Source organism: Ruegeria sp. AL12, assembly GCF_056540885.1.
The window spans coordinates 145,205-166,514 of record NZ_JBQFXN010000001.1 but is presented as its reverse complement, the minus strand read 5'-3'; the positions used below and the strand labels follow the sequence as shown (position 1 = coordinate 166,514).

Here is a 21,310-nt window from a genome sequence, read left to right as displayed (position 1 = left end):
GCTAGAAGGTCAGCACGCGGCTTTCCGTGACAACCATGTCCAGCGGTTGGTCGGTTGGCTCAAGCGGCAGGTCCGCAGCCTCTTGCGCATCAAAAGCAAAACCGATGGCAAGCGTCGGGCGTTTGGCGCGCAAGCCTTCCAGCGTTCGGTCATAAAACCCGCCGCCATACCCCAGGCGGCCACCATTTGCGTCGAAGGCGACCAGTGGAACGATCAGAATTTCGGGGTCGAAGTAATCATCCACCTGGGGCACTTTTGCACCAAACGGGCCATCCTTGAGCACACAGTCCGGCGCCCAGCGAGAGAATTTCAGCGGCTGACCGGCTGCCTGGATGACAGGCACGCCCACCGGGCCATAAGCCGATGCTTCGGCCATCGCGGGCACCGGGTCGATCTCGGTTCGGATCGGCATGTATCCTGACAGGGGCACGCCGCGATGTCCTGCCAGAACCTCGGACAAGCGCCCGGCTGCACCCGGCAGGCGGGCATCAAACGCGGCCTTGCGGCGGGCAAAGGCCGCTTTGCGCGCTGCGGCTTTGATGTCGGTCAGATCGGTCACAGTAGCACCACGCTGGCAAGCCCAAGAAATATGAAGAAACCCATGACATCCGTCGTGGTTGTCACAAAGGTTCCCGATGCCAGCGCAGGGTCGATGCCCAAGCGGTCCAGCAAGACAGGTACTACCGTACCTGCGAACCCGGCGATGATCATATTCACGACCAAGGCCGCCCCGATCACGACACCCAGCAGCGGGGAATCGAACCACAGCATCCCCACGGTCCCCAACACGATGGCAAAGCAGAGCCCGTTGAGCATGCCAACCAGCAATTCCCGTCGGATCACTCGCATAACGTTTGCATTGGTCAGGTCGCGCGTCGCCAGCGCACGCACGGCCACCGTCAGCGACTGCGTGCCCGCGTTACCGCCCATCGACGCGACAATGGGCATCAGGATTGCCAGAGCAACCAGTTGATCAATCGCAGCCTCGAATTGCGAAATCACCAAAGAGGCACAGATCGCTGTGCACAGATTCACCGCCAACCAGGGCAACCTTCGCCGGCTGGTCGCCGCCACGCTGTCAGACAGCGAGCTTTCGTCGCCAACACCGGCTAGACGCAGGATATCCTCTTCATGCTCTTCATCCAGAACGACCATCGCGTCGTCAATAGTGATGACACCGACCAAACGGCCATCCGCATCCACCACCGGGGCCGAGATCAGGTGATATTGGTTGAAGGCATAAGCCACGTCTTCCTCATCCTGATCGACGGGGATGATATGAAACTCTTCTTCTGCCAGATCAATCAGCGGCACTTCACGACGCGCCGCCATAAGCTTGCCCAACGTCACCTGAGCAACCGGTTTCAGGCGCGGATCGACCAGAACGACGTGATAGAACTGCTCGGGCAAATCATCATTGGCGCGCATGAAGTCGATGGCTTGCCCAACGCTCCAATGTTCGGGCGCCATGACGACTTCGCGCTGCATGAGACGACCGGCCGAGTTCTCGGGGTAGGACAATGCCTGCTCGGCTGCGATCCTTTCGGAATCCTCCAATGCGTCCAGAATGGTTTCCTGCTGCGGTTCCTCAAGGTCTTCCAGCAGGTCAACGACATCGTCGCTTTCCATCTCGCGCACGGCTTCGGCCAGAACATCCGGGTTCAGAACCGAGATCACCTCTTCACGAACCGATTCATCTAGTTCAGACAGGATGTCGCCGTCAAACTCTTTGTCGTACAGGCGGATCAGGCGCGCCCGGTCAAACGGATTGATCTGTTCAAGAAGGTCGGCAATGTCCGCCGAGTGCAGCGGCTCCATCAACTCAACCAGCTTGTCGCGGTCGTCTATATCCACCGCGTACAGGATCGCCGCAACTGCCTTGGGGTCCAACGCATAGGCGTCTTCATCCCGGGGCTGATCGTGTCCGGCTTCGTCTCTGCCCGTCGTCATGCTCTGCCCCTTTTTTGCGATTTGCCCCTAAATAGAAGAAGCAGCTACCGGAAAACAATGACAATGCGCCGATTTACCCACTTCTTTCGTCCGCCTATGCTGGTGTGCGGTTCCAAACAGGTGGAGAACAGGGAAAATGGCGCAAAAGACGCTTTTGAAGGGGCGTGTTCTGAGTTTCACAGGATCACCCTTCGACGGAGAGCCGACCGAGGCGACCCGGCTGGACGAAGCGGTCGTGATCGAACACGGGCGAATTGCAGAGGTCGGCACCGCCGATGCGCTGAAACAAGCCCATCCTGACGCAGTCACGAAGGATCACGGAACGCGCCTGATCATGGCTGGGTTCGTCGATCCGCATGTGCATTATCCACAGACGGCGATGATCGCCAGCTGGGGCAAACGGCTGATCGACTGGCTGAACACCTACACCTTCCCGGAAGAGATGAAGTTCGGCGATTTCGACTATGCGACCGAGATCGCCAACCGGTATCTGGACCTGACGACCGCCCACGGCACCACGACCATGTGCAGTTTTTGCACGATTCACCCTGAAAGCGTGGATGCCTTTTTCACCTCGGCGCAACAGCGTGGGCAGCGCGTCGTCGCCGGCAAGACCTGCATGGACCGGAACGCGCCCGAAGGGCTGCGCGACACTGCGCAGACGGCTTACGACCAATCCGCCGCCCTGCTGGAAAAATGGCATCGCGTCGACCGCTTGTCCTATGCGATCACGCCGCGCTTTTCACCGACCTCGACCCCGGAACAGCTCGAGGCCATGGGCGCGCTTTGGGCCGAGCATCCCCATTGTCTTATGCAAACGCACCTGAGCGAGCAAACGGATGAAATCGAATGGGTTCGATCCCTGTTCCCTGAAGCAAGGGATTATCTGGATACCTACGAGAAATTCGGCCTGTTGGGCCAGAACGGCCTGTATGGCCATGTCATCCATCTGGAAGACCGGGAGCGGGATCGGCTGCGCGAAGTCGATGCCTCTTTGATCCATTGCCCCACGTCGAACACCTTCATCGGATCGGGATTGTTTGACATGAACGGGCTGATCCATGATGGCCACCGGATCGGTCTGGCCACGGATACCGGCGGCGGGTCCAGCTTTTCGATGCTGCGCACCATGGCCGCCGCCTATGAGATCGGCCAATTGCGCGGCCGTCCCCTGCATCCGGCGCAATTGCTGTGGTTGGGCACGGTCGGATCCGCCCGGAGCCTGCGCATGGACGACTGCATCGGAAACATCGCTCAGGGAATGGAGGCGGATCTGGTCGTGATCGACCTCGCCTCGACCCCCGCCATCGCCCAGCGCGAAGCCCATGCAGAAGATGTTTGGGAAGCGATCTTCCCAACCATCATGATGGGCGATGATCGCGCCGTGGCAGAGGTCTGGATCGGCGGACAGCAGGCGACTTAGGCCTGCAACGCCCGGGCAAGCGTGTTCTGGCGTTCGATCACGCGGGGCAGGTCGATGGTCGTTATGTGCCCGTCACGTACGATCTGGCGGCCTTCGACGAACAGGTGTTTCACAGACATCGGCCCCGCCAGAAGCAGCGCCGCCGGATCCCAACTGCCCGCGCTTTCGATGCCGCGGGTATCCCACACCGCAATATCGGCACGTTTTCCGGGCATCAGCCGTCCACAATCGGGACGTCCCAACACATCCGCGCCGCCGCGCGTCGCGATCTCGAGCGCTTCGCGGGCCGACATGGCATCTGCACCATTGGCGACCCGTTGCAGCAACATGGCCTGGCGCGCCTCAAGCATCAGGTTGCCATTGTCATTGCTGGCCGATCCATCGGCGCCGAGGCCGACCTTGACACCCGCATCGCGCATCGCCCGCACCGATGCGATACCCGATCCGAGGCGGCAATTTGAACAGGGGCAATGGGCCACGCCTGTTTCCGAGCGCGAGAACAGATCAATCTCGGCCCCGTCCAGCTTGACGCAATGGGCGTGCCAGACATCCGGGCCGGTCCAGCCCAATTCCTCGGCATATTGCCCCGGGCGGCAGCCGAATTGCGCCTGCGAATAGGCGATATCCTCATCATTCTCGGCCAGATGGGTATGCAGCATCACGCCCTTGTCCCGCGCCAGCAACGCCGCATCGCGCATCAGATCCCGGCTGACGGAAAACGGTGAACACGGGGCAAGGCCAACGCGGCACATGGACCCCTCCGACGGGTCGTGAAACGCATCCACGACACGTACCATGTCGTCCAGAATTGCGGCCTCTTTTTCCACCAGATGGTCCGGCGGCAGGCCCCCGTCGGTCTCGCCGATGCTCATCGCGCCGCGTGTCGGATGAAACCGCATCCCCAGCTCGGACGCGGCCGCGATCGTATCCTCAAGCCGCGCGCCGTTGGGATAGAGGTAAAGGTGATCGGAACTGAGCGTGCACCCCGACAGCGCCAGTTCGGCCAAACCGATCTGGGCCGAGGTGAACATTTCCTCCGGCCCGAAACGCGACCAGATCGGATAGAGCGTTTGCAGCCAACCAAACAGCAACGCATCCTGCCCGCCCGGCACCGCCCGTGTCAGGGTTTGATAAAGATGGTGGTGGGTATTCACCAGGCCGGGCGTCACCAGACAGCCCGAAACATCATGCACCTCGCCCTGTGTTTCCAGTCGCTGCCCGATCCGGGCAATCTGCCCGTCGCGGACCAAAATATCGGCCTTGGACAATTCCTGCCGGGACTCGTCCATCGTCAGGATCAGATCAGCATTCTTGAGTAGGGTTTCCGTCATATCGCGCTCCTGCATCTACCCGTCTCATGCAAGAAGTGCGTCGGCCGGTGGAAAACGGGCGCAAGAACCGGCCATCACCGGTGTAGTTGCCTTTGATGCGCCGGGCAACAGAATTCAGAAGTGGCGGAGTATCTCAAGCGCTGCGGCGTGAAGCTCAGCGTTTGCCGCAGCCAGCGCCCGGCCGCCTTGATGTGCGGGGCCGCCCTGCCAATCGGTCACGATACCACCGGCCGCCTGAATAACGGCAATCGGTGCTTGGATATCATAGGAGTTCAAGCCCGCCTCGATCACCAAATCCGCCTGCCCGGCGGCCAGAAGCGCATAGGCATAGCAATCCATTCCATAGCGCGTCAGCTGAACCTGCTCGGACACCGCCTGAAACCCTGCGCGGTCCTTCGGGGTTCCAACTTCGGGGAACGTGGTAAACAAGGTCGCCTGATCCAGCGCTCTGGTATCGCGCGTTCGCATTCTTCTGGTGCCCTGCGGACCGGTCATGTGAGCACCGGAAGACGATCCGACAAAGCGCTCTCCGATATACGGCTGATCGATTACACCCATAAAAGGCCCGTCCTGATCGCTCAGCGCAATCAGAACACCCCAGGTTGGCGTGCCGCTGATAAACCCGCGGGTCCCATCTATGGGGTCCAGTACCCAGGTGCGGCCACTGGTGCCCGTATGTGCACCGAACTCCTCGCCCAGCACACCGTCATCCGGGCGCCGCCGCGCCAGAACGTCCCGCATCGCCTGTTCAGCGGCACGATCCGCCACTGTGACCGGGTCGAACCCATCGGCCAGCTTGTTCGTGGTTTCCAGATTTGTTTGACGAAAAAAGGGGAGTATGGCCTCACGCGCAGCTTCGGCCATTTCTTCGGCAATTTCGATATCGCTCTGTGTCGTCGGTTGCATGGCCCTGAGGTGCGAGCAATCCGCGACAAAGTCAAGTCAGTCAGGCAACGTCGCTGAGAACCCGCGCCAACTCGAACAGGCGGCGACGCTGGTTTTCCGGAATCGCATAGTAAGAGCGCACCAGATCCAAAGCTTCTTTGTCACCCATCAGGTCGGCAGGGACGGATTTCTTGTCCGCATCGCCTTTCTGGGCTTCTTCCAGACCTTCGAAGAAAAAGCTGACCGGAACATCCAGCGCCTCGGCGATGTCCCACAGGCGGGATGCGCTGATTCGGTTGGCACCGGTCTCATATTTCTGGATTTGCTGAAACTTGATACCAACTTGCTGCGCCAACTGCTGCTGGGTCATCCCAATCAGCCAGCGGCGATGCCGAACGCGCTTGCCCACATGGACATCGACGTGATGAGTCATTGGTATTCTCCTATACTACACAAACATCTGCACGGGATTTTGCGACGTCCGATATCGCAGTTTTAGAGAGCTCCCCTTAACCGCTCCCTAATACGGACTGTACCGCCCCCCGTTTACAGCACTGATTGTTTATAATGCCGGTTTTGAAATTTTTTTCAAGCTGGTTGAGTCGAATGCCCCTGACAGGGATTTGTGGTTGTATTACCCCAAGCCTTTACAGAGTATTACCCCAAGTCTCTACAAAACCGTATTCCTGCAACTGAATCCTCCTTCAAAATCGGTTGCCTTTTGCGCCCGCGCAGCAAACGGATTGACTTTTCTGGCGGCACACGCGCCTATGTCGGAAACTCTTGAGGAACAATATGCGGGCCTATTGCATTCCATCCGACGGGGCGTCTGCCCAGCTTTGTGACGTGAAAATACCCGAGCCGGGCGAAGGTCAGGTGCGGGTCGCGATAAAAGCTTGCGGCCTGAATTTCGCCGATCTGCTGATGCAGACGGGGGCCTATCAGGACACGCCACCTGCCCCATTCACCCTGGGCATGGAGATCGCCGGTATCGTGGAGACAGTCGGGCCCGGCGTTTCAACGCTCAGCCCAGGCGACCGGATCGCAGTCTATTCCGGTCAGGGTGGGTTGGCCGAGTACGGTGTATTCGACGCGGATCGTGCGATCGTGCTGCCGGACGACACCGGATTCGAAGACGCCGCCGCCATCCAGATCGCTTATGCCACCAGTCACATGGCCCTGGATCACAGGGCACGCCTGCAACCGGGTGAAACCCTTCTGGTCACCGGCGCAGCGGGAGGCGTCGGCCTGACTGCCGTCGAAATCGGCAAACTCATGGGCGCCACGGTCATCGCGCAGGCGCGCGGCGAGAACAAGCTTGCCGTTGCCCGTGCCGCTGGTGCCGATCATCTGATCGATGCTTCCGAAGACCTGCGCGAGCGGGTCAAATCGCTGGGTGGCGCGGATGTCGTCTATGACGTCATCGGCGGGGATGTGTTCAAGGCCGCGTTCAGGGCCACCAATCCCGAAGGGCGTTTGCTGCCCATCGGATTCGCCGGGGGCGACATCCCGCAGATTCCGACCAATCATCTGCTGGTCAAAAACCTGACCGTGATCGGGGTGTATATCGGCGGCTATCTGAAATTCCGCCCCGAAACTGTGCGCAACAGTTTTGACACCCTGTTCAAGTGGCATTCAGAGGGCAGGATAAAACCGCACATCAGTCACGTCCTGCCACTTGAAGATGTCGCGCATGCAATGCAGTTGCTGAAAGAGCGAAAATCAACGGGCAAGATCGTGATCACGCCCTGATCGCGGTCATCCGACCACGGCCCGCAACTGGGTACCGCCCAGCAATCTGAAGTTCTGACGCACCAACTGTGCCAGAGCTTCGACAACCGCATCCCGGCCATGCTCGCCACCGTAGAGGTTGATCATATGCGCAGGTAAATCCGGCAGAGCCCCACCCGAGTCGATCTGTTCAAGATGTGCGGCCTCGGTTCCGTCCAGCATTGCGTGAACCGCAAGATCGGCACTGACCGTGGCTTCTATGGTACGGTCGTTTTCGGTTTCCACGGACAGCTCCCACGGTATTCCGGCCGCATCCAGCGCTGATATGACCTGCGGTCTGAACAAGCAGCGCCGCCCCAGCGCCAGAGGCAACGGGCGCTTGCGCCATGCGGATCCGCCCGGCGCGCCGATCCAGCGCAGCGGCAGCTCTGCGATGGTCTCTGCGCCATCGGCCGAAGACGGTTCGGTCGTCAGGATCACATCACATTCGCCTCGCTTGTACATGTCTTTCAATTGCAGTGAATAGGACGACACCAACTGCACCCTGACTCGGGGAAAATCGGCGTTGAACCGTTGCAGGACCCGGGGGATCACAGGGTAGACGATGTCATGGGGAACGCCCAGAACCACTTCGCCCTCAAAGGCCTGATCGGTGAGTTTTGAGATTACCTCGTCATTCAGGGCAACCATGCGGCGCGCGTAGGCCAGCAGCTGCTCACCGGATGCGGTCAGGGCAATTGTCCTGCCGCTTCGGTCCAGCAACTCCAGGCCCAGCAGCTCCTCCAGCCGCTTGAGTTGCATGGACACCGCAGACTGCGTCAGGTGCAGAAATCCGGCGGCGCGGGTCACACCGCCCTGATCCGCCACCGCCACGAAAGACCGCAGGGTTGTAATGTCCAGATTTCGCATCTTCACGATTCCTTATGCGTTCCATCAAAAATATTCGTTTTTAAAATGTGTCACACTCGCCCATATCAATCAAGGAAATTGATATCAGCCAGTAAAACCATCGAGAATACAGAAAGGACAAGTTATGACGCAACTCGCAATCCATAATCCCTGCAAACCGGCCAAACGCTCCCTGGTGTCCCTGATCTCTCAAGCGTTCGAACTGTCCAGACAGCGGCGAAAGCTGGCACAACTGGATGCCGCCGTGCTGGACGATATCGGAGTCACCCGCGAGGAAGCATCCGCAGAAGCAAAACGCTTTTTCTGGGATGCACCTCAATTCTGGAAAAGGTGACTGTGACTCTCATATTTTTGTGGCGATGGGCGACCTTGAGTCGCCTGTTGGCATTTTTGTTGCGTGTTTTAGTCGGTTTTCGCCCGGAATCTCTTGAAACACAGCCCCTTGTTGCCGATATTTAGATGGAAAACCGCCCCGCTCTGCCGGGGCGCTCTAACTTGACGACTAGGGAGACCCTTTGATGGCACAATTCGACACGATCCGGACGGCATCCGGCGCGCGCGCCGCCGAGATTGATCAGGGCCTGCGCGCCCACATGAACAAAGTCTACGGCACCATGTCCGTCGGCATGCTGATCACGGCACTGGCGGCATGGGCTATTGCCGGTCTGGCAGTAACCAGCGATCCAAGCAACGCGGTTGCTCAGATCGGCGCTGACCGCTATCTGACGAGCTTGGGCGGCGCGCTGTTCCTGTCGCCGCTGAAATGGGTGGTAATGTTCGCTCCGCTGGCCTTCATCTTGTTTGGATGGGGTGCCCTGATGCGCCGTGGCTCAGCCGCGACAGTTCAGCTTGGCTTCTTCGTCTTTGCCGCCGTGATGGGCATCTCGATGAGCTCGATCTTTCTGGTCTTCACGCCCTACTCGATTACCCAGACCTTCCTGGTGACGTCGATCGCCTTTGCTGGCCTCAGCCTGTATGGCTACACCACAAAGCGGAACCTCAGCGGAATGGGCACTTTCCTGATGATGGGTGTGATCGGTCTGCTGGTTGCGATGATCATCAACCTGTTCCTGCAATCCGGCGTGATGATGCTGGCCATCTCGGCCATCGGCATCCTGATCTTTGCCGGTCTGACCGCGTTCTATACGCAGGACATCAAGAACACTTACGTCGCCCACGCTGCACATGGCGATCAGGAATGGCTGGACAAAGCCGCCTTCGACGGCGCGCTGAGCCTGTATATCTCGTTCCTGAACATGTTCCAGTTCCTGCTGATGTTCATGGGTCAGCAAGAATAGGCCTTGCCGACAACCGAATTGGTTCAGGGCCGGTCCACGACCGGCCCTTTTCTTTTGCGCGACGGATTTCTTTTGCCCGGAAATGAAAAACCCCGCCGTCGAGGCGGGGCTTTGAGATACTGGAACGTAATCGGGTTCAGCTACAGTTCAGCGGGATGGCAAAGCCGGAACTTTTCTCGGAGGTTCCTTTGCGGAATACACCGCCAGCTGGCAGACAGCCGGTAAAACGCTCTGTTTCTTCCGCAAAGCCTACACCGATCGAATTGTCGACCTTCACACTGTTCGAACTCGTGCGCAGCACACCAAACAAGGTGCCGTTGACACTGACAGTGCTGAGGAACAAGTTTGTGTCGCTTCCTTGCAGTTGAACAGCCGTGTTTGGCGTCTGCCCGCCATTGTCTATTGCAACCGAAGCCACCTTGGACGGCTCAACCTCATCACTCAAAAGCGTGACTGTCCGCAGTTCCGCCAACTCTGCCGGAACGTTGGTCGCGTCCGGCAGAAAGGCGACGGCACCGGGTACGTCCGAAATCGTGCGCGGTTCGCCATCGATTCCAGTAAACCCGACACCTTCGCGGTTAAACGGGTCTTCACAGGCCGCTAGGGTCAGAACGGCAATTGTGGATAACAAGATTTTTTTCATGGCGGTCAACATTTTGTGGCGGTTTGCTGAAGCGTACTTGCAGGTTCCCACAAAAAGCAAGCCGCAGGGGATGCGATTGTCCCAAATGCTGATGCGCCACTGCAACGGACTGCCGCAGCTTGCCATCCGCTGAAATCAGGAAACCGGAACTGAAAAAGGGCTCTGTACAACAGAGCCCTTTTTCGGAATTCCAAATGGAATGGCAGATTACTTGATCTTGCCTTCCTTGTACTCGACATGCTTGCGAACGACCGGGTCGTATTTACGAATGGTCATTTTCTCAGTCATGGTGCGCGCGTTCTTCTTGGTCACATAGAAGTGGCCCGTGCCCGCGGTCGAGTTCAGACGGATCTTGATTGTCGTCGGCTTCGCCATGGTTATCTCCTGCGTCCGAAAAGGCAGGGGCCTTTCGGTTGAATTCCTATGAGCGTGCGCTTTTACGCGCTGCACCGCCTATGTCAAGGCCAATCGGATGATACAGGCACAGGAATCTCGTGCAGGTTCAACTAGGCAGGGTTGGCGCGCCCATATACGTGTGAATCTGGTCTCTATCCGCGTCGGAAAGACCCAGAGCGGTGGACAATTGCCGCAGGTAAGATGCCTCGCGCGCGTTGTCCAGACGGATCGCAGCCAGGGAAGTTGCATAGATCTGCGTCTTGAGCGGCGCACCAGAATCAGCCGCCAACCCCATGACGTCAATCGGTGCGTTCAGCTGCTCTTGCACGAACGCGCGCTCTTCCTCGCTGACATCATCGCCCAATTCACCCAGGATGATTTCTTTTTCCTGTTCGTCCAGTTCGCCATCTGCCTTGGCAGCCTGAATCATTGCGCGCAGCATGAGTTTTGCCTGCTCTTCCATCGCTGCACCCGCGGGCGTGCCGCCGAACACGGTTTCCATCATGTCACCTGTGTGTTGATTGGCAGTTTTGGCGGCCCCTTGCATGGCGTTCAACAACCCACCCAAACCAGCGGCTCCGGCTGTGCTGCCGCCAACCCCCATCTTGCTCATCATGTCCTGCAAGCCTGACGCGCCACCGGGCAGGCCAAATTGTTCTGCCATTTTGCCCAGCTGATCCGCGCCAAAACCACCGCCGGCGCCTTGCATCATGTCTTGCAGCCCAGCCATGCCGCCCATCTTCTGATATTTTTCCATGCCCTTGGCCGCAGCAAAACCAATGGCCACGGACGCCAGTGTTTTCATAAAGCTCATAATCAACCTCCCATATCTTCAAATTGGTTCCGAAAGTCTAACAGCCGAATGCAATCCCGAATACCGTGCTCAACCTGAACGCGACCGGCCCATAGCCCGGCACATGATAAAGCCCAAAGAAGGCATTTAATTTGCGGTCTTGTTTGTACATATCACGGATTCGTGATAGGTTCGCCCATCCAAGAAGCCGAATTCAGGCTCGAAGGCCGAGGCAGCGTGAATGGGGTCAACCTGCAACGAGCAGAGCTGTTTTATGCGACTTTTCTTGGGGGGCTATCATGACAGAATGGGCTATTCAGGCCGAAGAACTGGCCAATTGCAATTGCAACTTCGGTTGCCCGTGTCAGTTCAGCGTACTGCCGTCACACGGCAATTGCGAGGCGGTTGTGGTCTTTGACATTCAAAGCGGTCACTACGGTGACACTGATCTGGGCGGTCTTCGGGCGGCAGGGGTCTATCATTGGCCGGGACCAATTCATGAGGGCAACGGTCAGATGCAGCTGATCATTGATGAAAGTGCAACAGCTGAACAGCGTGCCGCGTTGCAAGCGATCATGACCGGTCAGGATACGGATGAAATGGCCACGTTCTGGTATGTCTTCAGCGCCATGGCGCCTTTGAAACATGAAACTCTGTTTGTTCCGATTGAACTGGACTGGAACCGCGAAGAACGCAGCGGATACGCCAAAGTTGCCGGAGTTTTTGATGTTGAGGTCAATCCGATCCCTCATATCGTATCGGGCGCGCCTCACCGCGCGTCGATACAGTTGCCAAACGGCTTTGAATACCGCCATGCCGAAGCGGCATCAGGCAGTGCGACTACGACGGGTGGTCAGATCCAGCTGACCTTTGACGCAACCCATGCTCATCTGGCGCATCTGAACATCTCGGGCCATGGCGTCTTGGGCGCATAAGCAGAGAACACCCATGACCAAACAGAACGCATCGCCCCAGGGCGGGACGGTTGAGTGGTTGCTGAGACAGGACAGCGCGATTGTTCTGGGAAGTGTCCTTCTGATCATCCTCGGTGCAACCTGGTACACGATAGCCGGCGTCGGGATGAACATGTCCGCGGTCGAGATGACCCGGATGGCCGGCCCGGTCGGCGACCCCATGCAAATGGGCCCGGCAGCAGCGTGGAGCGCAAGCTATGCCTTGCTGATCTTTCTGATGTGGTGGATCATGATGATCGCCATGATGACTCCAAGCGCTGCGCCTGCCGTTCTTCTGTTTATCGCGGTCAAGCGGACAGGGCCTGAAACGCATCGGACGGTTGCGTTCAGCCTGTGGTTTTTATCCGGCTATCTGGTGGCCTGGGGGGCGTTCAGCCTGATTGCAACCGCATTGCAATGGGGGTTGGAACAAATCGGGTTGTCCGACGGACCGATGATGACAATCAGTTCGGGTGTCTTCGCAGGAAGCGTTCTGCTGGCGGCTGGCGCCTATCAGTTTTCAGCTTTGAAAAACGCATGCCTGCGCCACTGTCAGAGCCCCGCACGTTTCCTGGCCAATCACAACCGGCCCGGAACATTCGGTGCATTCCGCACCGGTATCCTGCACGGCACGTATTGTCTGGGGTGCTGCTGGGCACTGATGCTGCTGCTTTTCGTCGGAGGGATCATGAACCTCTACTGGATTGTTGGAATTGCCGCCTATGTCGCGCTGGAAAAACTTTTGCCCGGGGCCCGGTGGCTTGTGCCGGTAACAGGTTTTGCGCTGATTGGCGCTGGCCTTTGGTTCATCACGGCGCCGTTGTTTTCCGGCCACTGATTTTGAACGGCCCCGGGGTCGGCTGACTTGAAGACCCAAAAACGATTTGACGCAACAGGAGGTATCAATGCCCATTTTCATTACTTACGCATCTTACTCACAAGCCGGTGTCAAAGGCATGTTGCAAAAGCCCGAGAACCGTACCGGTCCGGTGAAGGCTCTGCTGGAAAAAGTAGGCGGCAGGCTGCTGTCCTTTTACATGACGACCGGCAGCAACGACGTGGTTGTGATCAGCGAAGCCCCAGATGGGACAGACGCCGTGGCCGTTGGCATGGCTGTCGCCGCGTCGGGTGCAGTGACGAACATCGAAACCGTTCGCGCCTGGACCGCGGACGAGTTCACGTCGATAACCGAGAAAGCGGCGGCGCTGACCGGTTCCTACACACCTCCCGGAGGATAGGCGGATACGCGCGGAGGGCCTGTAAGCCGGATCTTGTTCCGGGGTCGCCCCCTTCGATGACCATTCCTCTAGGCCGTGCATTGCTGCGCGGCTCAAGCTGCCAACCCGGTCCCTCTCGGCCAAGACGTGCCTAGCGGCGGTATCGGCTTGCGCCGACCGGCCCGCGCGGGGACCCTATTTGGCATTGCTCCCGGTGGGGCTTGCCGTGCCGCCCCTGTTGCCAGGGGCGCGGTGGGCTCTTACCCCACCGTTTCACCCTTACCCTGAACCAAGGTTCCGGGCGGTCTGATTTCTGTGGCGCTTTCCGTCGGGTTGCCCCGCCCGGGCGTTACCCGGCACCGTTGTCTTGTGGAGTCCGGACTTTCCTCTCGGGCCTTGCGACCCCAGCGGCCATCCGGCCCTCCGCGCGTGGGTTGGGTAGGCTCTGCGGTCGGCGGCGTCAAGGGTGGATGGTTCAGAGAAGGGGCCAGCCCCTTCTTGGCCTGCGGCCAATTCAACCCCGGGATATTTTCAGCCAGATGAAGGGCGGATCAGGAGTGCGGGATCAGCGGTGCAAGGTCGGCTTGCTGCAAAGGCCCCCTGCCCCATGGGCGGTATCGAAGGCGGACGGAATGCAACAGTGTATCATCGTCCGCATTAGCGCTGAAACCGGCGGCCCGAGCCAGGCTTCGGAACTGGCCCTTTGATGCAGTTTGCGGACCAGCGGCATATCCACGGGGCGCGGCCAGCAAGTTGCGCTCGAGCCGCAACCAGTCAAATCGCGGACCGGGGTCAAATTTGCGCCCGGGCGCCATGTCCGAATGGCCGATGACACCGTTTGGCAAGATGGCCCAACGGTGCATTATCTGGCGCAACAGCTGTTCCAGCCGGTGCATCTGGGGTTCAGGGAACGGATGCTTGCCAGCGTTGTCCAGCTCGATGCCTATGGAACGCGAGTTGATGTCGGTCTGACCGTGCCATTCTCCGGCACCCGCGTGCCAAGCCCGGTCTTCTTCGCGCACCATCTGCCACAGCGTGCCATCATTGCCGATCAGGTAATGGGCCGAGACCTCGGCCTTTGGGTCGCACAGACGATCCAAAGCCGTCTGAGCGCTGTCCATCGCCGTGTAATGGATCACGATCAAGGATGGTGTCAGACCATCTCGGCGCTCACCAAAATTGGGTGACGGATGCCAGATCGGGTTCAGGGGGTCAGTTGCTGACGGCACTGCGGAACGGGCTCGGGTCCCAGCCACACGCATAGCCATCCCCATCCGGGTCCAGACCTTTGCGGTCGCGCTGGGGGCCGCCATTGGACAGAAACTCGATCTGAGCCTGATCAGGGGATGGGAATTGCGCGCAGTTCCTCTGAGCCTTGGCCTGAAGGTTGAAACCGGACCGGCTGTAAAGTTGCACACCTACCGGATTGGACGTGCTCAGCGCGTATTGCACAATGTTTGTCTGGCCGCTCGCCGTGCGCTCGGGCACTGCCGTCGGGGCCACGAGTTCATACGTCTGGCGGTTCTGCTCGATCCGGGCGGCGTCGGATTCGATGCTGCGGCGCTCGGACACGGCGGCAAAATCCTGTTCATCCGAAATCGCGCCAGTGTTCGCCACGGGAACCGCCGCGGCTGGGTTTTGGCCAGACGTGCTGGCCAATGCCGCCGCGGCCTGGTTGGCGATGTCCGCGTTTTCACCCGTGGCAACAGCCGCCGTAGCCGGGGCGCCCAGCGGTTGTTGTGAAACGTCGACCGGGGCCAGCAGAGGGTTGCCGGCCACGCCCTGACCTGCCAATTGAGCCTCGCGCTGGGCCTGGTATTCAGGCGTGTTGAAACCCGTGCTGGTCAGCGGCGCGACATCCGTGCACGCAGCTGCCAGTGCAAGAGCGGGGACCAAAAGCAAAACGCGCATTGTTTGGCTCCGTGTCTAGTGCTTCAGTTGCCCGAGGCTTACCACCATTTCCCGGGCTTGGCCACAAAACCGGCCGCGTTTTCCAGCGCATAGGCGGTATTGAGCAGGTCGCCTTCTTCCCAAGGACGCCCGATCAGCTGCAATCCCAGCGGAAGACCTTGTGTGTCCAGCCCTGCGGGGACCGAGATACCGGGCAGTCCGGCCAGGTTCACGGTCACGGTAAACACATCGTTCAAATACATTTGAACAGGATCTGCTTCGGTCATTTCGCCCAGACCGAAGGCCGCCGATGGGGTTGCCGGGGTCAGGATGGCGTCGACACCGGCCGCGAACACGTCTTCGAAGTCTTTCTTGATCAACGTGCGCACCTTGCGGGCACGATTGTAATAGGCGTCGTAGAATCCAGCCGACAGAACATAGGTGCCGACCATGACCCGGCGCTGCACTTCGTGGCCAAAGCCCTCGGCGCGGGTCTTTTCGTACATCTCGGTGATGCCATCCCCCTGCGCCAGCTGTGCACGATGCCCATAGCGGACACCGTCATAGCGGGCGAGGTTCGAAGACGCCTCGGCCGGGGCGATCACATAGTAGGCCGGCAGCGCATATTTGGTGTGCGGCAGCGAGATATCGACGATCTCGGCCCCCGCATCCTTCAGCATCGCGGCACCATCGGCCCAGAGCTTTTCGATCTCGGCGGGCATGCCGTCCATGCGGTATTCCTTGGGGATACCGATCTTCTTGCCCTTGATGTCGCCAGTCAGCATCGCTTCGAAATTCGGAACGGCCAGATCCGCACTGGTCGAATCCTTGGCGTCATGGCCGCACATGGTTTCCAGCATGATCGCGGCGTCGCGGACATTCTTGGTCATCGGACCGGCCTGATCCAGCGAGGACGCAAACGCCACAATGCCCCAGCGCGAGCAACGACCATAGGTCGGCTTGATGCCGGTGATCCCGACAAAAGCCGCGGGCTGCCGGATGGAACCGCCGGTATCGGTACCCGTTGCTGCAAGGCACAGATCGGCAGCAACGGCGGCCGCAGATCCGCCCGACGAACCGCCCGGCGTCAGCTGCGCATCATCGTTGCCACGACGCCACGGGCTGACCGCGTTGCCATAGACCGATGTTTCGTTGGACGAACCCATGGCGAATTCGTCCATGTTCAGCTTGCCCAGCATGACTGCGCCTGCGTCAGCCAGTTGCTGAGAGACGGTGGATTCGTATTCCGGCTTGAAGCCTTCAAGAATGCCCGACGCGGCTTGTGAAGGCACGCCCTTGGTGCAGAACAGGTCCTTGATGCCGATCGGCAGGCCACACATTGACGGTGCGTCCCCGCCCTTGATCCGTTCATCCGCAGCCTTGGCGCGCTCCATCGCGATCTCGGGCGTCTTGTGGACGAATGCGTTCAGCGCATCTGCTTCATCAATGGCTTTCAAGCAGGCTTCCGTCAGCTCAACCGACGTGACGTCGCCGGCTCGCAACGCGTCGCGGGCCTCGGCCAGGCCCATTTTGTTCAGATCGCTCATGTCTTACTCCACCACTTTGGGGACTGCGAAGAACCCTTCGCGGGCGTCGGGGGCGTTGGCCAGAACCTTGTCCTGCTGATTGCCATCGGTGACTTCGTCCTGACGACGCTTGAGGCGCATGGGTGTGACCGAAACCATCGGCTCGACACCTTCCACATCCACTTCGTTCAGCTGTTCGATGAACCCAAGGATGGTGTTGAACTCGGATGCCAGCGCCGGCAGCGCGTCATCCTCGACCTTGATCCGGGCCAGTTTGGCCACTTTGGCGGCGGTGCTTTGGTCAATCGACATCGGCTTCCCTCATCTATGTTAGGGGGCGTTTACCCGTCTGTAGCGGCAGTCGCAAGACCGGGCTGCCTTGGGCAGGTCCGAGTTTGGAACTCCCCCCTTTTCTGAGGCTATTCAAAACTGAATGACTGGTATGCAAAAAAGTAAACCGAGTAGTTCATTATCGATCTTGAAAACTAAACTGTACTGTTCATTTTATTTATGCGACATAACGCAAACCGGAGAAAAAACATGAAACCCCTGATTACAGCCGCAGTCTTGTCCGCCACGATTTTGGCCGCACCGGCCATGGCTTTGGGTATCGACACAAGCAACCTGACACGCACGTTGACCTTCCCGTCCCCTATCACGGAACCGGTCACGCAGGATCAGGTCAAACCTGCCAAGTAACGCGCAGGTCCAAGCCGGGTCAGATATCCCCTCTCTGACCCGGCTGTTTTGCATTTTCGAGGATGCACATCCCAGAGTAAGCCGCTAGCATGACGTCGAATACAGAACAGAACTGCGCCAAGGTTTCGTAGTTCAGGCAAGCCAGTGGAGCAGATGATGAGCGCGCAAAAACAAGCGGTTCTGGACGCAATCGACGCAGCCAATGCAAATGACCCCAACCAAGACGAGGGCCGCCCCGCGGCGCTGTTGTATGGCGAACGCATGAGTGCCGAGCTGGGCCGCCTGTTTCCGGACGCTTCTGACGCCCTTCAAATCGCCGCGCGCGGGCAGCATGTGGAACGTTGGAAACTTGCCCGCAGTGAATATCCCGAAGGCCGGGTTGGATATCTGTCATGGCGCAAGGCGCAGGGCGAACACCATGCCGACGTGGTCATGGGGTTGATGACCCGCGAAGGTTACGATTCAGAACAGGTCGAGGCCGCAGGGCGCATGTTGCGCAAACAGGGCATCAAGCGGGACGCGGAAGTGCAGGCGTTGGAAGACGTGATCTGCTTTGTGTTTCTGAAATGGTATTTCCAGCCCTTTGCCGCAAAACACTCGGCCGAGAAAATCCAGAGCATCGTTGAAAAAACCGCCCGCAAGATGTCGCCCGAAGGCCGCGCTCGGGTGTTGAACGAATTTGATCTGCCCGACCATCTGGCCGCAGCCTTTCAGAACTAGAATCGGACCACGGCGGTTTCGTTGACCTCCTTGTCACGAGGCTCGGAGGACACAAGCGATCCTCCCGCGCCTCAAGACGCCGGGCCTTTGCAGAAACGGCCCCTGACAAGAGCTGCGCGATACACCTCGATCATCCATCCCAGCATTATGGCATTCAGGATGTGCCACATGAAATGCGTCCCCATTGGCCATTGTCCGCAAATAGGCAAATCCAGCGCACGGAACGTGATCGATAGAATCAGGATCAGGGCCCCGAGCGTCATCCCTCTGGCCAAGTTCGGATCATTGCCCCGCAGCAGGAACGCGTAGATCAGGATCAACAAAGGGACCGGCGCATAAGCCGCCGACCCACCAAGCCCCGGCACAAGCTGGAACAGGGGCGCAACGGCCGCCGCATAGGGAAGAAACAGAATCGTACCGCAGATCGCCATTCCGGACGACATGCGACAGATGTCGCGGTTCACCGCAAATATATAGACCAATATGAACAGCAGGATCGGCGCCACATCCGCCAAAGCAGCCCAAACCCGGGCATGGGTGTGAAACAGATAGCTTCCGACCCCGATCATGGCCAAAATCACGACCAGACCCTTGGCCAGCGGCATGTCCTGATCGCGCACGCGCCGCCACATGATCCATGCGGCAATCAGAAAAGCAGCGTTCGTGATCGCATTGATCGGCTCGGCCCAATAGTCCGCCGACACGCGTTCGCAATAGCCATCAATTTCTCGAATCCAGTCCATGGAATTTTACATAGCCGATGCTAGGCTGCTGCCAAGAGACCTTATGGGAGGAAAACCGGAATGAACATTATCTGGCTGGGCCATGGCAGTTTTCGCATTGAAACTCAGGGGCAGGTTCTGTTGATCGACCCGTGGCTGACCGGCAACCCGGTCTTGCCAGAAAATCAGCATGATGCAGCGCTGGATGGTGCGAGTCATATCCTTCTGACCCACACGCATTTCGACCACGTGGTTGATATTCTGCCGCTGGCCAAACACCTGAAAATCCCCGTTGTCGGACAGTATGACCTGATGGGATACTGGAGCGAAGCGGAAGGAATCGAGACCATCGGTTTCAACAAAGGCGGCACCGTCGACCTGAACGGCGTCAAGGTGACAATGGTTCCGGCCTCTCACAGCTCAACTTTTTCAACACCGGATGGTCTGCGCACCGGCGGCAGTGAGGTCGGCTTCATGATCGCGGCCGAGGGGCGTATGCTCTATGTTTCGGGCGATACCGACATCATGGCGGACATGGATTGGATGGGGGATTACTACAAGCCCGATATCGGCATCCTTTCGGCCGGCGGGCATTTCACCATGGATATGAAAGCCGCCGCCTATGCCGCGAAACGGTACTTTGACTTCAAGACGGTCATCCCATGTCACTACAAGACGTTCCCCATTCTGGAACAATCCGCACAGGCATTGATCGACGGGTTGCCCGGGGTCGACGTGATCGAACCTGAGGTTATGAAAGCCATCGCCGTCTGACGACAGCGCAGCGCGTCAGCACGGCTTGTCCTGGCGGCGCGCTTCGAAGAAGGCCTTCAAAAGCGCGGCAGCCTCTTCGCCTGCAATCCCGTCATAGACTTCGGGCACGTGATGCGCCTGTGCATGCGAAAACACGCGCGCGCCATGCGCCACGCCCCCGGATTTGGGGTCTGCCGCACCGTAATAGATCCGCCGGATGCGCGCGGCCGCCAAGGCCGCGGCGCACATCGCGCAAGGCTCCAACGTGACGTAGAGATCGTGATCCGGCAGCCGTTCAGAGCCCGCCTGCGCACAGGCTGCACGCAAGGCCATGATTTCCGCATGGGCCGTGGGGTCATTCAACTCGCGCGTCCGGTTCCCGGCCGCGGCCACGACCGTTCCGTCCGGTCCGACGACAACGGCCCCCACGGGCACCTCGCCGCGGTCAGCGGCTGCGCGCGCCTCGGCCAGGGCCTGTTGCATATGCGATTTGAACACCATGCCCCCTGACTGCCGCAGAAACCCGCCTTTCGCAAGCGCCCGGGATGCGGTATGGCCCTGACATGAACAAGACCCCACCCCCCGGCGATCGGATCGCCAAAGTCCTGGCCCGCGCCGGCGTAGCATCCCGGCGCGAGGCTGAACGCATGATAGAAGCGGGCCGCGTGGCAGTGAATGGCAAGACCATCGACAGCCCCGCCCTGAACGTGACCGCGAAAGACAAGATCGCAGTCGACGGCAGGCCGGTCTCGGAACCGGAACCATCGCGTCTGTGGCTGTATCACAAGCCCGCCGGGTTGGTGACGACAACCCGCGACGAAAAAGGACGAGAGACCATATTCGACAAGCTGCCCGACGACATGCCACGGGTAATGAGCGTCGGTCGGTTGGATCTGAATTCCGAAGGATTGCTGCTGTTGACCAACGATGGCGGCATCAAGCGCAAGCTGGAACTGCCCTCGACCGGCTGGTTGCGGAAGTACCGCGTACGGGTGAACGGTCGCCCGAAGGACGAAGATTTCGAACCGCTGCGCAAGGGGCTGGTAATCGAGGGAGAACGGTTCCAGCCAATGACCGTCTCATTGGATCGCCAGCAGGGCGCAAATGCCTGGCTGACGATCGGTTTGCGCGAAGGCAAGAACCGCGAAATCCGCCGCGCGATGGAAGATATTGGTTTTACCGTGAATCGTCTGTTGCGCGTGTCCTACGGCCCCTTCCAGCTTGGGACGTTGAAACAGGGCGAGGTCGAAGAAGTCCGTCGCCGGGTCATGCGGGACCAGCTGGGGCTGGACGCCGAAGACAAACCCGGCAACCCGCCCAAACGCCCGTCGCGGCCCAAAAGAAAACGACCTCAGATCGGCAAGAATCCCCGTAAGTGATGTGGGTTCGGCAACCTTCCCCCTAGCGCTAAGCCCGCGCATACCCTAAATTTTCAGTGAAAGCTGCTATTTGGGGGGCGTGATGTCCGGAA

General features: G+C 59.2%; 27 protein-coding genes and 1 other RNA gene. 12 read left to right on the top strand and 16 right to left on the bottom strand.

Translation table 11 applies throughout. From position 1 onward, the window contains the following. Nucleotide 1: 1 nt before the first annotated feature. Complete coding sequence (locus ACR0C6_RS00850; RefSeq protein ID WP_480617929.1) at nucleotides 2-559, bottom strand: 5-formyltetrahydrofolate cyclo-ligase; 558 nt, start codon at nucleotides 557-559, stop codon at nucleotides 2-4. Further along, nucleotides 556-1,950 (bottom strand): magnesium transporter, encoded by a 1,395-nt coding sequence (mgtE, locus tag ACR0C6_RS00845; RefSeq protein WP_171114777.1) that lies wholly within the window; start codon nucleotides 1,948-1,950, stop codon nucleotides 556-558. Before mgtE ends, ACR0C6_RS00850 begins: the two co-directional genes overlap by 4 nt. Nucleotides 1,951-2,086: 136 nt before the next feature. Here mgtE and guaD point away from each other — a divergent pair, with 136 nt between their 5' ends. Continuing rightward, entirely contained in the window at nucleotides 2,087-3,373 is a 1,287-nt protein-coding gene (guaD, locus tag ACR0C6_RS00840; RefSeq protein ID WP_480617928.1) for a guanine deaminase, read from the top strand. Here guaD and ACR0C6_RS00835 read toward each other — a convergent pair. From ACR0C6_RS00835 to ACR0C6_RS00825, 3 genes are all read right to left on the bottom strand, one after another. Further along, nucleotides 3,370-4,704: an 8-oxoguanine deaminase gene (locus ACR0C6_RS00835; protein WP_480617927.1), complete on the bottom strand. Its 1,335-nt coding sequence runs from the start codon at nucleotides 4,702-4,704 to the stop codon at nucleotides 3,370-3,372. The genes guaD and ACR0C6_RS00835 overlap by 4 nt on opposite strands. Before the next feature lie 114 nt (nucleotides 4,705-4,818). Continuing rightward, entirely contained in the window at nucleotides 4,819-5,610 is a 792-nt protein-coding gene (gene hisN / locus ACR0C6_RS00830; RefSeq protein WP_480617926.1) for a histidinol-phosphatase, read from the bottom strand. Nucleotides 5,611-5,650: 40 nt separating this feature from the next. After that, nucleotides 5,651-6,022 (bottom strand): helix-turn-helix domain-containing protein, encoded by a 372-nt coding sequence (locus ACR0C6_RS00825; protein WP_152458749.1) that lies wholly within the window; start codon nucleotides 6,020-6,022, stop codon nucleotides 5,651-5,653. 362 nt (nucleotides 6,023-6,384) lie between these two features. Here ACR0C6_RS00825 and ACR0C6_RS00820 point away from each other — a divergent pair, with 362 nt between their 5' ends. Then, nucleotides 6,385-7,341 carry an NADPH:quinone oxidoreductase family protein gene (locus ACR0C6_RS00820; RefSeq protein WP_480445823.1) on the top strand — a complete coding sequence of 319 codons (957 nt, stop codon included), beginning with the start codon at nucleotides 6,385-6,387 and terminating at the stop codon, nucleotides 7,339-7,341. Between the two features lie 6 nt (nucleotides 7,342-7,347). On the opposite strand, the gene ACR0C6_RS00815 is transcribed toward ACR0C6_RS00820, so the two are convergent. Continuing rightward, entirely contained in the window at nucleotides 7,348-8,229 is an 882-nt protein-coding gene (locus tag ACR0C6_RS00815; RefSeq protein ID WP_480445825.1) for a LysR family transcriptional regulator, read from the bottom strand. A gap of 175 nt (nucleotides 8,230-8,404) precedes the next feature. Between ACR0C6_RS00815 and ACR0C6_RS00810 the strand changes: the two genes are divergently transcribed. Further along, nucleotides 8,405-8,563, top strand: coding sequence for a DUF1127 domain-containing protein (locus ACR0C6_RS00810; RefSeq protein ID WP_480617924.1), 159 nt, complete (start codon nucleotides 8,405-8,407; stop codon nucleotides 8,561-8,563). A gap of 184 nt (nucleotides 8,564-8,747) precedes the next feature. Continuing rightward, a complete protein-coding gene (locus ACR0C6_RS00805; protein WP_171114763.1) occupies nucleotides 8,748-9,527 on the top strand; it encodes a Bax inhibitor-1/YccA family protein in 780 nt (259 codons plus the stop codon). 136 nt (nucleotides 9,528-9,663) lie between these two features. On the opposite strand, the gene ACR0C6_RS00800 is transcribed toward ACR0C6_RS00805, so the two are convergent. Then, nucleotides 9,664-10,158, bottom strand: coding sequence for a hypothetical protein (locus ACR0C6_RS00800; RefSeq protein ID WP_480617923.1), 495 nt, complete (start codon nucleotides 10,156-10,158; stop codon nucleotides 9,664-9,666). Here ACR0C6_RS00800 and ACR0C6_RS00795 point away from each other — a divergent pair. Then, nucleotides 10,148-10,303, top strand: coding sequence for a hypothetical protein (locus ACR0C6_RS00795; RefSeq protein ID WP_480617921.1), 156 nt, complete (start codon nucleotides 10,148-10,150; stop codon nucleotides 10,301-10,303). The genes ACR0C6_RS00800 and ACR0C6_RS00795 overlap by 11 nt on opposite strands. A 74-nt stretch (nucleotides 10,304-10,377) precedes the next feature. On the opposite strand, the gene rpmG is transcribed toward ACR0C6_RS00795, so the two are convergent. Both rpmG and ACR0C6_RS00785 read right to left on the bottom strand, forming a co-directional pair. After that, nucleotides 10,378-10,545, bottom strand: coding sequence for a 50S ribosomal protein L33 (gene rpmG, locus ACR0C6_RS00790; RefSeq protein WP_037309480.1), 168 nt, complete (start codon nucleotides 10,543-10,545; stop codon nucleotides 10,378-10,380). 127 nt (nucleotides 10,546-10,672) lie between these two features. Continuing rightward, on the bottom strand, nucleotides 10,673-11,380 hold the full coding sequence (locus ACR0C6_RS00785; protein ID WP_480445828.1) for a DUF533 domain-containing protein: 708 nt from the start codon (nucleotides 11,378-11,380) through the stop codon (nucleotides 10,673-10,675). A 278-nt stretch (nucleotides 11,381-11,658) separates the two neighbouring features. Here ACR0C6_RS00785 and ACR0C6_RS00780 point away from each other — a divergent pair, with 278 nt between their 5' ends. From ACR0C6_RS00780 to ACR0C6_RS00770, 3 genes are all read left to right on the top strand, one after another. After that, nucleotides 11,659-12,294, top strand: a complete 636-nt coding sequence (locus ACR0C6_RS00780; RefSeq protein ID WP_480445829.1) for a DUF1326 domain-containing protein — start codon at nucleotides 11,659-11,661, stop codon at nucleotides 12,292-12,294. 13 nt (nucleotides 12,295-12,307) lie between these two features. Next, the gene (locus tag ACR0C6_RS00775) at nucleotides 12,308-13,150 is read left to right on the top strand and encodes a DUF2182 domain-containing protein (RefSeq protein ID WP_480617919.1); all 843 of its coding nucleotides are present in this window, start codon (nucleotides 12,308-12,310) and stop codon (nucleotides 13,148-13,150) included. Nucleotides 13,151-13,217: 67 nt separating this feature from the next. Continuing rightward, nucleotides 13,218-13,550: a GYD domain-containing protein gene (locus ACR0C6_RS00770; protein ID WP_152458759.1), complete on the top strand. Its 333-nt coding sequence runs from the start codon at nucleotides 13,218-13,220 to the stop codon at nucleotides 13,548-13,550. A 6-nt stretch (nucleotides 13,551-13,556) separates the two neighbouring features. On the opposite strand, the gene rnpB is transcribed toward ACR0C6_RS00770, so the two are convergent. The 5 genes from rnpB to gatC all read right to left on the bottom strand — a co-directional run bounded on the left by rnpB (nucleotide 13,557) and on the right by gatC (nucleotide 17,257). Further along, nucleotides 13,557-13,956, bottom strand: an RNA gene (gene rnpB, locus ACR0C6_RS00765) — RNase P RNA component class A. A gap of 124 nt (nucleotides 13,957-14,080) precedes the next feature. After that, nucleotides 14,081-14,785, bottom strand: a complete 705-nt coding sequence (locus ACR0C6_RS00760) for an N-acetylmuramoyl-L-alanine amidase (RefSeq protein WP_480617918.1) — start codon at nucleotides 14,783-14,785, stop codon at nucleotides 14,081-14,083. Continuing rightward, a complete protein-coding gene (locus ACR0C6_RS00755) occupies nucleotides 14,742-15,440 on the bottom strand; it encodes a hypothetical protein (RefSeq protein ID WP_480617916.1) in 699 nt (232 codons plus the stop codon). The genes ACR0C6_RS00760 and ACR0C6_RS00755 overlap by 44 nt, the downstream gene beginning before the upstream one ends. A gap of 38 nt (nucleotides 15,441-15,478) precedes the next feature. After that, complete coding sequence (gene gatA, locus ACR0C6_RS00750) at nucleotides 15,479-16,966, bottom strand: Asp-tRNA(Asn)/Glu-tRNA(Gln) amidotransferase subunit GatA (protein WP_152458765.1); 1,488 nt, start codon at nucleotides 16,964-16,966, stop codon at nucleotides 15,479-15,481. A 3-nt stretch (nucleotides 16,967-16,969) separates the two neighbouring features. Continuing rightward, complete coding sequence (gatC, locus tag ACR0C6_RS00745) at nucleotides 16,970-17,257, bottom strand: Asp-tRNA(Asn)/Glu-tRNA(Gln) amidotransferase subunit GatC (protein WP_171092525.1); 288 nt, start codon at nucleotides 17,255-17,257, stop codon at nucleotides 16,970-16,972. 228 nt (nucleotides 17,258-17,485) lie between these two features. Here gatC and ACR0C6_RS00740 point away from each other — a divergent pair, with 228 nt between their 5' ends. Both ACR0C6_RS00740 and ACR0C6_RS00735 read left to right on the top strand, forming a co-directional pair. Then, nucleotides 17,486-17,644 carry a hypothetical protein gene (locus ACR0C6_RS00740; protein WP_171167089.1) on the top strand — a complete coding sequence of 53 codons (159 nt, stop codon included), beginning with the start codon at nucleotides 17,486-17,488 and terminating at the stop codon, nucleotides 17,642-17,644. Nucleotides 17,645-17,800: 156 nt separating this feature from the next. After that, nucleotides 17,801-18,364, top strand: a complete 564-nt coding sequence (locus tag ACR0C6_RS00735; protein ID WP_171231191.1) for a DUF4202 domain-containing protein — start codon at nucleotides 17,801-17,803, stop codon at nucleotides 18,362-18,364. A gap of 71 nt (nucleotides 18,365-18,435) precedes the next feature. Here the strand turns inward: ACR0C6_RS00735 and ACR0C6_RS00730 are convergent, their stop codons facing one another. Beyond that, entirely contained in the window at nucleotides 18,436-19,107 is a 672-nt protein-coding gene (locus ACR0C6_RS00730; RefSeq protein ID WP_480445834.1) for a ceramidase domain-containing protein, read from the bottom strand. A 60-nt stretch (nucleotides 19,108-19,167) separates the two neighbouring features. Between ACR0C6_RS00730 and ACR0C6_RS00725 the strand changes: the two genes are divergently transcribed. Further along, on the top strand, nucleotides 19,168-19,860 hold the full coding sequence (locus tag ACR0C6_RS00725) for a metal-dependent hydrolase (protein WP_480445836.1): 693 nt from the start codon (nucleotides 19,168-19,170) through the stop codon (nucleotides 19,858-19,860). A gap of 15 nt (nucleotides 19,861-19,875) precedes the next feature. Here the strand turns inward: ACR0C6_RS00725 and ACR0C6_RS00720 are convergent, their stop codons facing one another. Next, nucleotides 19,876-20,340: a nucleoside deaminase gene (locus ACR0C6_RS00720; RefSeq protein WP_480617914.1), complete on the bottom strand. Its 465-nt coding sequence runs from the start codon at nucleotides 20,338-20,340 to the stop codon at nucleotides 19,876-19,878. A gap of 62 nt (nucleotides 20,341-20,402) precedes the next feature. Here ACR0C6_RS00720 and ACR0C6_RS00715 point away from each other — a divergent pair, with 62 nt between their 5' ends. Next, nucleotides 20,403-21,218: a pseudouridine synthase gene (locus tag ACR0C6_RS00715; RefSeq protein ID WP_171167082.1), complete on the top strand. Its 816-nt coding sequence runs from the start codon at nucleotides 20,403-20,405 to the stop codon at nucleotides 21,216-21,218. Nucleotides 21,219-21,310 lie beyond the last annotated feature (92 nt).

What these genes read in the sequence shown, in the direction of transcription:
- guaD (WP_480617928.1), top strand. Translation starts at nt 2,087, where the DNA reads ATGGCGCAAAAGACGCTTTTGAAGGGGCGTGTTCTGAGTTTCACAGGA.
- ACR0C6_RS00785 (WP_480445828.1), bottom strand. Translation starts at nt 11,380, where the DNA reads ATGAGCTTTATGAAAACACTGGCGTCCGTGGCCATTGGTTTTGCTGCG.
- ACR0C6_RS00735 (WP_171231191.1), top strand. Translation starts at nt 17,801, where the DNA reads ATGAGCGCGCAAAAACAAGCGGTTCTGGACGCAATCGACGCAGCCAAT.
- ACR0C6_RS00755 (WP_480617916.1), bottom strand. Translation starts at nt 15,440, where the DNA reads ATGCGCGTTTTGCTTTTGGTCCCCGCTCTTGCACTGGCAGCTGCGTGC.
- ACR0C6_RS00715 (WP_171167082.1), top strand. Translation starts at nt 20,403, where the DNA reads ATGAACAAGACCCCACCCCCCGGCGATCGGATCGCCAAAGTCCTGGCC.
- ACR0C6_RS00740 (WP_171167089.1), top strand. Translation starts at nt 17,486, where the DNA reads ATGAAACCCCTGATTACAGCCGCAGTCTTGTCCGCCACGATTTTGGCC.
- gatC (WP_171092525.1), bottom strand. Translation starts at nt 17,257, where the DNA reads ATGTCGATTGACCAAAGCACCGCCGCCAAAGTGGCCAAACTGGCCCGG.
- hisN (WP_480617926.1), bottom strand. Translation starts at nt 5,610, where the DNA reads ATGCAACCGACGACACAGAGCGATATCGAAATTGCCGAAGAAATGGCC.
- ACR0C6_RS00720 (WP_480617914.1), bottom strand. Translation starts at nt 20,340, where the DNA reads ATGGTGTTCAAATCGCATATGCAACAGGCCCTGGCCGAGGCGCGCGCA.
- ACR0C6_RS00820 (WP_480445823.1), top strand. Translation starts at nt 6,385, where the DNA reads ATGCGGGCCTATTGCATTCCATCCGACGGGGCGTCTGCCCAGCTTTGT.
- ACR0C6_RS00770 (WP_152458759.1), top strand. Translation starts at nt 13,218, where the DNA reads ATGCCCATTTTCATTACTTACGCATCTTACTCACAAGCCGGTGTCAAA.
- ACR0C6_RS00805 (WP_171114763.1), top strand. Translation starts at nt 8,748, where the DNA reads ATGGCACAATTCGACACGATCCGGACGGCATCCGGCGCGCGCGCCGCC.
- ACR0C6_RS00775 (WP_480617919.1), top strand. Translation starts at nt 12,308, where the DNA reads ATGACCAAACAGAACGCATCGCCCCAGGGCGGGACGGTTGAGTGGTTG.
- ACR0C6_RS00780 (WP_480445829.1), top strand. Translation starts at nt 11,659, where the DNA reads ATGACAGAATGGGCTATTCAGGCCGAAGAACTGGCCAATTGCAATTGC.
- ACR0C6_RS00815 (WP_480445825.1), bottom strand. Translation starts at nt 8,229, where the DNA reads ATGCGAAATCTGGACATTACAACCCTGCGGTCTTTCGTGGCGGTGGCG.
- ACR0C6_RS00835 (WP_480617927.1), bottom strand. Translation starts at nt 4,704, where the DNA reads ATGACGGAAACCCTACTCAAGAATGCTGATCTGATCCTGACGATGGAC.
- gatA (WP_152458765.1), bottom strand. Translation starts at nt 16,966, where the DNA reads ATGAGCGATCTGAACAAAATGGGCCTGGCCGAGGCCCGCGACGCGTTG.
- ACR0C6_RS00725 (WP_480445836.1), top strand. Translation starts at nt 19,168, where the DNA reads ATGAACATTATCTGGCTGGGCCATGGCAGTTTTCGCATTGAAACTCAG.
- ACR0C6_RS00730 (WP_480445834.1), bottom strand. Translation starts at nt 19,107, where the DNA reads ATGGACTGGATTCGAGAAATTGATGGCTATTGCGAACGCGTGTCGGCG.
- ACR0C6_RS00825 (WP_152458749.1), bottom strand. Translation starts at nt 6,022, where the DNA reads ATGACTCATCACGTCGATGTCCATGTGGGCAAGCGCGTTCGGCATCGC.
- mgtE (WP_171114777.1), bottom strand. Translation starts at nt 1,950, where the DNA reads ATGACGACGGGCAGAGACGAAGCCGGACACGATCAGCCCCGGGATGAA.
- rpmG (WP_037309480.1), bottom strand. Translation starts at nt 10,545, where the DNA reads ATGGCGAAGCCGACGACAATCAAGATCCGTCTGAACTCGACCGCGGGC.